We start from the raw sequence: 11,160 nt of genomic DNA on the forward strand, positions 1-11,160 counted from the left end.
GATGGTCGACGACCTGCTGGCGCCCAGGGCGCGGGCCGGAAGGCCGGCCATAGCCGCGTGGAACGCCAAGGAGGACCTGCCGGCGCTGGCCACGAGCTGCTGACTGCTGCTTGAGGGTGACAGCGGACGGGGTGAACGTGCTGGTAGCGGCGACAAGCGTGTCACCATGTGCGACGCTGAACGCATGCACCTTCCTGGCCGCAAGCGGGCCCCGCAGCACGGTCACGTGTTCGTGCGGCCCGCCTACAGCACTGAGGACATCCCCCAGGCCAAACCTGAGGTTGCGGCTCATTGGGCGTTTGAGGTGGTGCCGCCGCTCGGCCGTACGGTGATCGAATGCCCGCCGTGGGGAGTGGTGAGCGGGAGCCGGCAGGCCCTCAGGTGATCGGTTCGGGGTGGTCGCAGTCTACGTGGCTGCTGGAACTCTCGTCCTGCACCTTGTAGGGCTCGCCGTTGGTGAACGTGCCGACGATGGAGGCACGCGCCCGGTAGCTGCCATCCCGGCAGGGGGCCACCAGAGTGTAAGACTTCGCCAGGCCAGGCAGCTGTTCGTAGTAGTCGTGGTCCACCTCGTACCAGTCGGCGAACAGGCCGTCTTTGTGGTCGATGGCGATCCGGGCGTGGAACGTGGTGAGGACTTCCTGGTCGCATGTGACGCGCAGGCTCGCTCTGACTCGGGGCGCGACTGATGCGAACTGGACGGCGGTGAGTGGTCCCCAGGAGTTTTCGCAGCCATGGCGGCCTTCAGGCTGGGTGGTGCTGCGGTTGCCGCAGTCTGCTGGGGTGGTGGCCAGAGTGAGAGCTGTAGCGATGACGGCGGGGTGTTTGGTCCACGCAGCGAGGGCTCCATGGGTGCGGGTGATCCATCGTCTGGAACGGTAGTCGCGCCAGACACATTGTGTACTCAATCGCTCACTTTCCGAAGGCGGGTTCGCGTTCGGAGGCGGGCGCCAACGACCCGGCGTAGGGCCGTTGTGGAGACACTCGGCGGAGCTGACGAGGTAGGATCGGTTAGCAATCGGGGTCGATTGGTAGGCGATGAGAGATGGACGTAGCACGCACGCAGGCCGCACTCCGGCTGATCGCCCGTGGGTTCGAGGAGCTCGCCGCCGCCCTGGGCGAGGAGGAGGCCGGGGAGGACGAGCGGACCGCCCGGGTCATCGAGGAGTGGGGGCGGCGGGGGCTGACGCAGAAGGAGGCGTCGGTGCTGTTCCAGCGGCACGGGTTCGCCCCGCAGACGACCGGCGGGTGGGCCAGGGGCGACTGGATCGAGATCGGCGACGACGGCCTGCGCTACCTCACCGCGAAATCGCACACCTGGCTGGAGGAGCGGACATGACCTTTTCCGTACGCATCGCCGTACGCGGCTATGAGCTCGACACGCAGGGCCACGTCAACAGCGCCGTCTACCACCAGTACGGCGACCACGCCCGCTGGGAGTGCCTACGTGCGGCGGGCATCTCGGTCGACGACATGCGAAGCTCGGGCGTCGGCCCGGTCACCCTGGAGAACACCATCCGCTACCTCGGCGAGTTGCGCGGCGGCGACGAGGTGGAGGTGACGTGCGCGTTCGTGTGGGGCAAGGGAAAGACGTTCACCATCGCACAGGAGTTCAGGCACGCCGACGGGCGGGTAGCGGCCGAGATGACCAGCGTGGGCGGGCTGCTCGATCTGGAAGCCCGCCGCCTGGTGGACGACCCGGCGGCCCGCTGGCGCTCCCTGGCCGCCACACCGGACGTCCTCGGCCTCTGAAACCACCGACACACCGGACATACTCGGCCGCCAAGAAAGGAATGATCAGACCCCACGGCACCAGTTGCGGCGCGGCCTGGGTCGTGAGGCCATCAATCCGGAGCGGCGCCCCGCCGGAGCATGATCAAATCCCTGTGGGGCCACCACCGCATGCACATGACGAACGCCCGATCACCACACAGGCGACCGGGCGTTCTTCTTCGTCCGACGCCTTTGTTCAGGCGGACGGCAAGTCGAATTCACCCGCCTTGGCTCCATCGATGAACGCAACCCACTCGGACGCGCTGAACCGGAGCTGTAGCCCTTGAGGGTCCTTGCTGTCACGCACAGCAGCTCCGCCTCTGGGCAAAGTGGTGACCTCTACGCAATCGCCGCTGGCATTGCTAAACCCCGACTTGCGCCAGACGAGGGCTATGTCGTCATTGTCGATGCTGGGGGCATTGCTCACTCTCTCCGGAAGGATCTCCAACGGCAATGCTGGCGATGCTGGTCATAATGGACGCGGTGGGGCTCGTCAGCACCGTGTGGATCGCGGCGACCGCCCGTGAACTGCCCGCTGAGGACCGCCTGGCGGACCCTCCGCCCGCGCGGCGGCGCGTGATCCGCATCGCGGTGGCGGCCGTAACCGTACTGCCGATGGTCGTCGTGTTCCCGGGTGCGTCGAAGAAGGGGCTCAAGCTGAAGATGGACGAGATCGGACCCCTTTTGGCGCTTGCGCGGGAGACACTCCGTGCGCACGTCAAGAGACGCGACCAAGAGCGTCGAACCAGGCTCATCCAGGAGTGGAAGATCGAGGGGGTCTATCCCTACTCTGAGGAGCCTGCCGAGCCCGCGCAGGCTGTCGAACGTGAGATGTTCGACGAGGTGGCCACGCGGATCTCCCGGCGACTGCCAGGCGTGACGCAGAGCAAGAAGACCACCTTGCGGCTGCTCAGAGAGATCATTTCCCGTGATCCAAGTGGGCTCTACCCGGTACTTGACGAACTGTTCCGGCTGCCTCAGTCCGAACAGGAAGAACTCAAGCGGATCCTTCAGCGGACGAGCCTGTCTGAAGTGATCAAGGCAACAGGACAGGTCAGTGACCGCTCGATTTCCTGGCCGCGCTGAAAAGGCTGGTCTTCGAGCCGGAGATCAGCCGGACGGTCAAGGAACGGAGCGAGCTGCACAAGATCCTTGAGCGCGAGACCTGGATCTTCGGCGACGCCTACGCGTTGATGGTCAGCGACCAGAGCCTGGATGCGATCCTCGTTCGCCATCTCCAAGAGCTTGGCCGGGAGTCAGAAGACGGCAAGCTCAATCCGGTCCGCCGTGAGGACGGTCGGACGGGCATCGTCGATCTCCTGCTGGGGCGTGCTCACCAGGGAAGCTCCGGGCGAGAGCACCTCATAGTCGAACTCAAGGCTCCCAGGGTCAAGATCGGCCAGGCGGAGGTCGCCCAGATCAAGAGCTATGCGGAGGCGGTCGTCAGCGATCCACAGTTCCGCGATGCCCGCGTTTCCTGGGACTTCTGGGTCGTATCCACCGAGATGGCGGAGATCGTCAGACGTGATGCCAACGCGCCGAACCGTCCGCCAGGCTGCATCGCCGAGTGGGAGGGAGGAGTTCGCATCTGGGCCCGTACGTGGAGCGAGATCATCGATGATTGCGAGGAACGGCTCCATTTCTACCGGGAACGGCTGAACCATGACCCGGCCACAGAACACGCTGTGGAATACCTTCGGCGAGTGCATGGGGAGGTCGCACCCGAAGCGGTCGTGGTGGTGGGGGGCTAAATGTCGGCGAGGTCCGATATGAATCGGCCATGGGCACATGGGATGTGGGACCGTTCGACAACGACTCGGCCGCCGACTGGTGCGGTGATCTGCACAACGCAGCCCCTAAGCGGCGTCCGGCTCTGATCCGCAAGGCGCTCAAAGGCGCTGCGGGTCGTGCGAAATATCTGGACAGCGATGAGGCAGTGGAGGCGATCGCGGCAGCGGCCATTGTCGCCTCTCAACGCAGCGGCGTGCCGATCACCTCGCCTTATGCGCCGGATTTCCTGCTGGAAGGCGGCAGGGTGGAGGTCGATGACGAACTCGTGGCGTTGGCCGCGCGGGCGCTGGACCGGGTGATGGGCGAAGGCTCGGAGTGGCTGGAACTCTGGGAGGAGAGCGGCTCCTCTTCGGAGGCCGTGGCCGTCATAGAAGGCATTCGCGGTGCCCTGAGGAGCATGTGAGCGACCTCTGAATGCCTTCCGCATGCGACGGTCGCCTGTCGCTCTGCGGTGACGGTTCCCCACAGCGGCTTTGTCGGCGGGGTGTTCCGATGAGATCGAGGCTCGCCGGCCGGAGAGCGTCGATCCCATCTCGGAAGGCGAGAGGTTCCTCGTTCCGGGTGTGAGCGTGACGTGACCGCCGATCACCCACGTGGAAGCGATCATTGCCGCGTTGCGCCGCCGCCTGGATGGCCCGGTTGGACGCACTGCTGATGTCACGCTGGCCCGACCAACCGCGGGCGCGTGGTTCCACGAACTGCGGACTGCCGCTTGAGGGTGACAGCGGACGGGTGAACGTGCTGGTAGCGGCGACCCGCCGCAGACTTGCCTCGTTGAGGACGAAGGAAAGCTTGCGGGCGTCGTCTTGGAGCATCCGCTCCTGTCCGGAAGGCGATTTTTCGATCAATCTCGTCACTGCCGAAATCGGTTGGCTGGGTCGCGAGGTATGCGCAGTAGTAATCGGCCGTCTGAAGTAGGCCAGGAATTAGCAGCTCTTCGAAGTTAAACGGGCGCCCACGGCCCTCGCGAGTGGCGGCGTAGCGGGTACATAACCTTCTGGGATCACTAGTTCTGCTGTGTCCGCCCATACGGCGGTGCCGCGCTAAGATCGCGTCCCGTGCTTTCGGATAGTTTCTGGCGGATTATAAGGATTGTATTAGTAGGTCTGGCTCTTGCGGCGGCGGGCGCAGGCCTGATGCTCGGCGACACCTGGCTTTGGGTGGCCGTCGATTGGTCGCCGCCGGCCTATGCGGAGTTCTATACGCGCGCCGGGTTTGACACCCCGACGACTGTGGCACTACTCGTGGCCGCCCTGGTGAAGGCCGCACTCCTGTGGCTGATCCTGCGTGCCCCCGCGCCGGGACCGCTGGACCGCCGGGCGAAGGCGCTGCGCCGACTGCTGTATCTGGCGGTGGCCTACACCCTCGTACTGTGGTACACGATCGAACTGCTCCCCGACGGGGTCAACGCGGCATTCCAGCTCGCGCTGTGGACCGCGATTGACGTGCTCTTCCTGCTCGTTATCCGCTGGCGGTCCCGCATGCTGCGCGCGGCGGCCGGAGCGATGTTCGCGGTCGAGCTGGCCGGGATGGCCAACGAACTGCTGGACGAACTCGACCTCCCAGACCTTGGCTCGGGCGACATCGTCGAACTGGGCTTGATGCTGAGCGGATTGGCGGCGACCATCATCACGGTCGTCGGGCAGCGGCGCGACGGCCGGTGGAGCCGCGGCACGCAGGCCGCCGGGTGGTTGTCGGTGGGCGTCTACGCGTTGGTGATCCCGCTCTACCTTCTCATTGGAAGGATCTCCAGCGGCAATCCGGCGATGACGGTCATGTTGGACGCGGTAGGGCTCGTCAGCGCCGTGTGGATAGCGGCGACCGCCCGTGAACTGCCCACTGAGGAGCACCTGGCGGACCCTCCGCCCGCGCGGCGGCGCGTGATCCGCGTCGCGGTGGCGGCCGTAACCGTACTGCCGATCATCGCACTGATCCACCCGGAGCAGACTGCGCACCTCACCTACACCAGCTGGTCGATGGGCTGCTATGACCGCCCCAGTTTCGGCGACCTGAAACCTGAGGAACGCGACGCCGCGTTCCTGTGCCGAGCGCGGAGCAGAGAGGGCGGAGTCCCGCCCATGTTCCCGGACAGCCTGTCGGACCAGGCGGTCCTCGCGTACGGGCGGGCGCTGTGCCGTACAGAGGACCGCGACGAGCAGAAGGCGATTCTGACGCAGGCCGGGAGCGCGCGGCCCGCCTGGCGCGTGGACCCGTGGGATCTCGTCTACGTGTGCCCGGAGACCGTCGGCGCAACCCATCCCGAGCTGCTGCGGTCGACCACGGAGACGGAGGCGGCGAACGCGGCCTACATCGCCGAGAAGAACGCGAAGTGCCGCGACCCGTGGCCCCGGACGAAGGGTGTCGCCCAGGCCACGGCCAAATACTTCCTGTTCGTCGACGGCGATCCCGGCTATCTGGTCCACGACCCCGAAGACGAAGCGACCGACGAGGCGGCGGAGCAGGCGATGGACAAGGTCTTCGACGACAACACCCAAATCGGGGTGGCCGGCAGCGCCGTGCTCATCGGGCACGTCGAAGACGTCAGTGATCTGTGCCTTACGGTGAAGGCCTTCCGCACCGCGCCGCCACCGCGGACGGCCGGGTGGGAGCAGGTCAACGAGGTGCCGATCGTCAGCCGCAGCGGCCGGCTCACCGTGCCGGAGATGGGCGGCGGAGAAGTGGGCGCCGGTGCCCCGATGCCGAACCTGGCGATCGCGGGGAAGGGCCGCTACCGGCTCCGTGTCTACGTGCGGGTCGGCGATGCAGGGGAGGAGCACCTGGTCGTCGTGTTCCCGGGTGCGTCGAGGAAGAGGCTCAAGCTGAAATCGTGAACGGGTCCGGGGCGCACACTCTCCTCCGTCGCCCTTCTACGGGCGGCCGGAGATAGCCACCAGGACAGGGTCTGCTCGGTCAGGTCGAAGGCCATACCGCCCGGACAGTGGGTGGTCGACTGGCTGGACGCGCGGTGCGGTGTGGAAGGAGGCGGGAACTACGCAACCGGCTGACGCGCTCGGCCCGCCCCGGATGCACGGCGATCACCCGGAGCCGATGGTCGACGACCTGCTGGTACCCAAGCTGCCGCCATCCCGGCATGGGGACACGAGGGTGTAAGACTTGGCCAGGCCAGGTAGCTGTTCGTAGTAGTCGTGGTCCACCTCGTACCAGGTCGGCGAATAGGCCGTCCGCGGCGCACGGTCAGGAGCTGATTCCGCCTTCCTCGTCCTCCTCTTCCGGCCTGAACGGCTCCAACGGACGGACGCCGAGAACCCATCCGGCTGCGACACGCGTAAGGCACGCCTGCACCCCGTTGGGCTCCTCTTGGCCGATCGCCCAATCCATGTCCGGCGATCCCTCGCCCATCATGATCGCGTTCATGAAGTCGTTCCAGCGCCCGTACGAGCTGAGCAGGACGACCTCGTCCGGCACGTCCAGGTCGAGCACCACATAGCGGGCGTACTCCTCCGGAGTCTGCGGGCAGAGGAGCATTTCCGCCGCCAGCGCCACGCTGTTGTCGCGAGTGTCCGGCCCGGCCCACGCCCACACCGGCGGCCGGCCTCCACCGTCGAGGCCACGCCGTGCCATCTCCGCCACCATCTCCTCGTAGCAGGCCCGGTAGCTTCGGACCATGATCCGGTCCCAGTCACCGACCAGGCCGCTGGCATCCTCCAGCGACCTGAGAACCGCTCGATGCTGGACCGTCCACAAACGCATCGGGCAATTGTGCCAGCGTGGGGACAGAACGATCTACGCGATTATTCGGGAGCAGCGGCGACGGTCCACCGGGGCCGGACACGGAGTTGGGGTTGGGAGCGTCGGGGGCTGGCGGCATGACCGTAGGCCACCCGAAGGGCGAACGAAGCGAGTGCGGCCCGCGCTGGCGCGAGGTGGCAGGAGTCGGTGCCGGTCTCGATGATGTTGCCGCCAAGGCCAGTCCACTCCACTCCCATCAGCCAACCCGGCGAGGCGTGCTTGGGAGGGCGGTCCGAGCGTAGCGAGGTCCTTCAGGGGGCGGGCGTCAGCCCGCCTGGAAGGACGTCCGGAGCGAAGCGGAGGGCCTTTGTGGGCGGGCGGGCATCAGACGGCCAACCACCGAATCGGGTAAGGGGTGGGCTGAAAAGGTCGTCCGGAGCGTAGCGAAGGTCCTTTGCGGCGAGCAGTCGGCTACTTCTTGGTCTTGTCGGCGCTCGAATCGGTCGACAGCGCCGCGACGAACGCCTCCTGAGGCACCTCGACCCGGCCGACCATCTTCATCCGCTTCTTGCCTTCCTTCTGCTTCTCCAGCAGCTTGCGCTTACGCGTGATGTCGCCGCCGTAGCACTTGGCCAGAACGTCCTTTCGGATCGCGCGGATGTTCTCCCGGGCGATCACACGGGCCCCGATGGCCGCCTGGATCGGCACCTCGAACTGCTGCCTCGGGATGAGCTCACGCAGCTTCTTGGCCATGTCCACGCCGTACGCATAAGCCTTGTCCTTGTGGACGATGGCGCTGAAGGCGTCGACCGGCTCGCCCTGGAGCAGGATGTCGACCTTGACCAGCTCGGACTCCAGCTCCCCGTCGGGCTCGTAGTCGAGCGAGGCGTAGCCGCGGGTGCGCGACTTGAGCTGGTCGAAGAAGTCGAAGATGATCTCGCCGAGCGGCAGTGTGTAGCGGATCTCGACCCGGTCTTCCGACAGGTAGTCCATGCCGCGGAGCTGACCGCGCCGCCCCTGGCAGATCTCCATGATCACGCCGATGAACTCGGCCGGGGCCAGGATGGTCGACTTGGTCACCGGCTCGAAGACCTGCGCGATCTTGCCACCGGTGGGGAACTCCGACGGGTTGGTGACGGTCAGTTCGCTGCCGTCCTCCATGACCACGCGGTAGACGACGTTGGGCGCGGTGGAGATCAGCGACAGGCCGAACTCGCGCTCCAGGCGTTCGCGGACGATCTCCATGTGCAGCAGGCCGAGGAAGCCGACGCGGAAGCCGAAGCCGAGCGCGGCCGAGGTCTCCGGCTCGTAGATCAGCGCGGCGTCGTTGAGCTGCAGCTTGTCGAGGGCTTCGCGCAGCTCGGGGTATTGGTCGCCGTCGATCGGATAGAGGCCGGAGAACACCATCGGCTTGGGGTGGTCGTAGCCCGCCAGCATCTCGGTGGCGCCCTTGGCGACCGAGGTGACGGTGTCACCGACGCGCGACTGGCGCACGTCCTTGACGCCGGTGATCAGGTAGCCCACCTCGCCAACGCCCAGCCCCAGCTCCGACACCTTGGGCTCGGGCGAGATGACGCCGATCTCCAGCGTCTCGTGGGCGGCCTGGGTCGACATCATCAGGATGCGCTCGCGCTTGCCCAGGTGGCCGTCGAAGACCCGGACGTACGTGACGACGCCCCGGTAGGTGTCGTAGACCGAGTCGAAGATCAGCGCGCGGGCGGGCTCGTCGGCGGCGCCCACCGGTGCGGGGACGGTCTGCACCACGTGGTCGAGCAGCTCGCGCACACCGTCGCCGGTCTTGCCGGAGACCCTGAGCACCTCGGACGGGTCGCAGCCGATCAGCCCCGCGAGCTCCTCGGCGAACTTCTCCGGCTGCGCGGCGGGCAGGTCGATCTTGTTGAGCACCGGGATGATGTGCAGGTCGTTGTTCATGGCCAGGTAGAGGTTGGCCAGCGTCTGCGCCTCGATGCCCTGGGCGGCGTCGACCAGCAGGATCGCGCCCTCGCAGGCCTGCAGCGACCGGGACACCTCGTAGGTGAAGTCGACGTGGCCCGGCGTGTCGATCATGTTGAGCACGTGGCCGTCCCACGGCAACCGGACGGCCTGCGACTTGATCGTGATGCCGCGCTCTCGCTCGATGTCCATCCGGTCGAGGTATTGGGCACGCATGGACCGGTCGTCGACCACGCCGGTGATCTGCAGCATCCGATCGGCAAGGGTCGACTTGCCGTGGTCGATATGCGCGATGATGCAGAAGTTGCGGATCAACGCGGGGTCGGTCTGGCCAGGCTGAGTGCGCACCGAAGTCCGTTTCGACAGGGTTGAGGTCAAGCGTCTTTCATGGTGACATGCCCGGGTGATTGCCCGAACCGCCATTCGCCGTGGCCTGCGCCTTGTCGCGCTGGCCCTGGCCATCGTCGTCGCGCTGATCGGCCTCCTGGCCGGCGCGCTCCGTCTTCAGTTTACCGGTGCCCCGGCGGCCTGGGCGAAGAGCACAGGTAACGACGCCCTCTGGCTCGGCCACGCGTGGGTCGACGGCCGCCGTACGGAGGCGGACGTGGAGCGGCTCGCGGTACGCCTGCGCGCCACGGGCATCAAGGATCTGTACGTCCATTCGGGACCGTTCGAGAAGGACGGCCGCCTAGATCCCGCAAAATACCCCAGCGCCCGAAATTTCGTCCAATGGGTTCGCGAGCGCCTCCCCGGCGTCCGCGTCTCCGCCTGGCTCGGCCAGAAGGTCGACGGCCTCCTCGACCTCGACGACGCCACATCCCGCGAGAACGTCCTGGCCGGAGCCGCCGCCATCATGCAGACCGGCTTCGACGGCATCCACTACGACTTCGAGCCGATCGGCGACGGCGACCGCAACTTCCTCGACCTCCTCGAGAAGACCCGCCTGCACACCAGGCTCCTGTCCATCTCGACGCCCCAGATCGAGCCGTACCCCCTGATGCGCCTGCCCGCCCGGGCCATCATCGGCCACGACAAGTACTGGTCGAGCGGCTACTTCCAGCAGGCCGCCGACCGCGTCGACCAGATCGCCATCATGACGTACGACTCCTTCACCCCCGCACAGTCCCTTTACGGGGGATATGTCGCACGGCAGGCCACGCTCGCTCTCGACCTGGTCCCCGAGACGAAGCTGGTCCTCGTGGGCGCCCCCGCCTACCACGACCATGGCGTCGGCTGGAGCGACTCCGCCGAGAGCGTCGCCATGGCCGCCCAGGGCGCCAAGCTGGCCCTGACGGACCATGGCAGGCGGGAGCGGTTCGGCCTGGCGCTGTACGTCGATTTCACGGCAACTGAGGAGGATTGGCGCGAATACACCACCGAGTGGTTCTCCTGAGCGCGTACACTAGGCCGAGACTCCAATTACCCAGGGTGTTGATTTGAGCTGCCGCCTGGGTTATTGGTAACCTGTTCAACTGCGTGTGGCGCGCCCTCTCTCGAGCCCGCGCGCCCCATCCATCACCAGACTTTCACCGAGGCTTCTTCGTGGCGAACATCAAGTCCCAGATCAAGCGCAACAAGCAGAACGAGAAGGCTCGCCTGCGCAACAAGGCCGTCAAGTCTTCGCTGAAGACGGCTGTGCGCAAGTTCCGCGAGGCTGCCGAGCAGGGCGACGCCCAGCAGGCCGCCGAGCTGCAGCGGGCTGCCGCCCGTCAGCTCGACAAGGCCGTCAGCAAGGGTGTCATCCACAAGAACCAGGCCGCCAACCGCAAGTCGGCGATCGCCAAGCAGGCCGCCGGCCTGGCTGCCAAGTAGGACGTCAGAGGCAAGGCACCACAGCGCCGCACCGCCGTCAAGGGGTGCGGCGTTTTTTGTGTCACGGTTTCGATATCACACCGGCGTTTCGGGTCCGTCACCGTTCTGAAGATCACCTTGCCTCCCCCCGCCTGAATGCCC

13 protein-coding genes are annotated in these 11,160 nt (G+C 66.4%); 9 read left to right on the forward strand and 4 right to left on the reverse strand.

Translation table 11 applies throughout. The annotated features are described in order from the left end of the window. The first annotated feature begins 184 nt into the window (after positions 1-184). Positions 185-385: a hypothetical protein gene (locus ACGFNP_RS38720; protein ID WP_393327314.1), complete on the forward strand. Its 201-nt coding sequence runs from the start codon at positions 185-187 to the stop codon at positions 383-385. Here the strand turns inward: ACGFNP_RS38720 and ACGFNP_RS38725 are convergent. Further along, positions 378-908: a hypothetical protein gene (locus tag ACGFNP_RS38725; protein WP_393327316.1), complete on the reverse strand. Its 531-nt coding sequence runs from the start codon at positions 906-908 to the stop codon at positions 378-380. The genes ACGFNP_RS38720 and ACGFNP_RS38725 overlap by 8 nt on opposite strands. A 137-nt stretch (positions 909-1,045) precedes the next feature. On the opposite strand from ACGFNP_RS38725, the gene ACGFNP_RS38730 reads away from it, so the two are divergent. Beyond that, positions 1,046-1,339 (forward strand): hypothetical protein, encoded by a 294-nt coding sequence (locus tag ACGFNP_RS38730; RefSeq protein ID WP_358336408.1) that lies wholly within the window; start codon positions 1,046-1,048, stop codon positions 1,337-1,339. Next, positions 1,336-1,752 (forward strand): acyl-CoA thioesterase, encoded by a 417-nt coding sequence (locus ACGFNP_RS38735; RefSeq protein WP_358336406.1) that lies wholly within the window; start codon positions 1,336-1,338, stop codon positions 1,750-1,752. The genes ACGFNP_RS38730 and ACGFNP_RS38735 overlap by 4 nt, the downstream gene beginning before the upstream one ends. Positions 1,753-1,969: 217 nt before the next feature. On the opposite strand, the gene ACGFNP_RS38740 is transcribed toward ACGFNP_RS38735, so the two are convergent. Continuing rightward, complete coding sequence (locus tag ACGFNP_RS38740; RefSeq protein ID WP_393327526.1) at positions 1,970-2,200, reverse strand: DUF397 domain-containing protein; 231 nt, start codon at positions 2,198-2,200, stop codon at positions 1,970-1,972. Positions 2,201-2,226: 26 nt separating this feature from the next. Between ACGFNP_RS38740 and ACGFNP_RS38745 the strand changes: the two genes are divergently transcribed. The 4 genes from ACGFNP_RS38745 to ACGFNP_RS38760 all read left to right on the forward strand — a co-directional run bounded on the left by ACGFNP_RS38745 (position 2,227) and on the right by ACGFNP_RS38760 (position 6,395). Further along, positions 2,227-2,859: a hypothetical protein gene (locus tag ACGFNP_RS38745; RefSeq protein ID WP_393327319.1), complete on the forward strand. Its 633-nt coding sequence runs from the start codon at positions 2,227-2,229 to the stop codon at positions 2,857-2,859. A gap of 104 nt (positions 2,860-2,963) precedes the next feature. Next, a complete protein-coding gene (locus ACGFNP_RS38750; RefSeq protein ID WP_393327322.1) occupies positions 2,964-3,524 on the forward strand; it encodes a hypothetical protein in 561 nt (186 codons plus the stop codon). 29 nt (positions 3,525-3,553) lie between these two features. Further along, on the forward strand, positions 3,554-3,967 hold the full coding sequence (locus ACGFNP_RS38755) for a DUF4259 domain-containing protein (protein ID WP_358336401.1): 414 nt from the start codon (positions 3,554-3,556) through the stop codon (positions 3,965-3,967). Positions 3,968-4,622: 655 nt separating this feature from the next. Then, entirely contained in the window at positions 4,623-6,395 is a 1,773-nt protein-coding gene (locus ACGFNP_RS38760) for a hypothetical protein (RefSeq protein WP_393327325.1), read from the forward strand. A gap of 364 nt (positions 6,396-6,759) precedes the next feature. Here ACGFNP_RS38760 and ACGFNP_RS38765 read toward each other — a convergent pair whose 3' ends face one another. Together ACGFNP_RS38765 and lepA are read right to left on the reverse strand one after the other, a co-directional pair. Beyond that, entirely contained in the window at positions 6,760-7,275 is a 516-nt protein-coding gene (locus ACGFNP_RS38765; RefSeq protein ID WP_393327328.1) for a DUF3841 domain-containing protein, read from the reverse strand. A gap of 450 nt (positions 7,276-7,725) precedes the next feature. After that, positions 7,726-9,555: a translation elongation factor 4 gene (lepA, locus tag ACGFNP_RS38770; protein ID WP_358336393.1), complete on the reverse strand. Its 1,830-nt coding sequence runs from the start codon at positions 9,553-9,555 to the stop codon at positions 7,726-7,728. A 55-nt stretch (positions 9,556-9,610) separates the two neighbouring features. Here lepA and ACGFNP_RS38775 point away from each other — a divergent pair, with 55 nt between their 5' ends. Both ACGFNP_RS38775 and rpsT read left to right on the forward strand, forming a co-directional pair. Beyond that, positions 9,611-10,600, forward strand: a complete 990-nt coding sequence (locus ACGFNP_RS38775) for a hypothetical protein (RefSeq protein WP_393327331.1) — start codon at positions 9,611-9,613, stop codon at positions 10,598-10,600. Between the two features lie 149 nt (positions 10,601-10,749). Further along, positions 10,750-11,019 (forward strand): 30S ribosomal protein S20, encoded by a 270-nt coding sequence (gene rpsT, locus ACGFNP_RS38780; protein ID WP_358034663.1) that lies wholly within the window; start codon positions 10,750-10,752, stop codon positions 11,017-11,019. The last annotated feature ends 141 nt before the right edge of the window (positions 11,020-11,160 follow it).

Origin of the sequence: Nonomuraea sp. NPDC049269 (assembly GCF_043197155.1) — a bacterium.
GTDB lineage: Bacteria > Actinomycetota > Actinomycetes > Streptosporangiales > Streptosporangiaceae > Nonomuraea.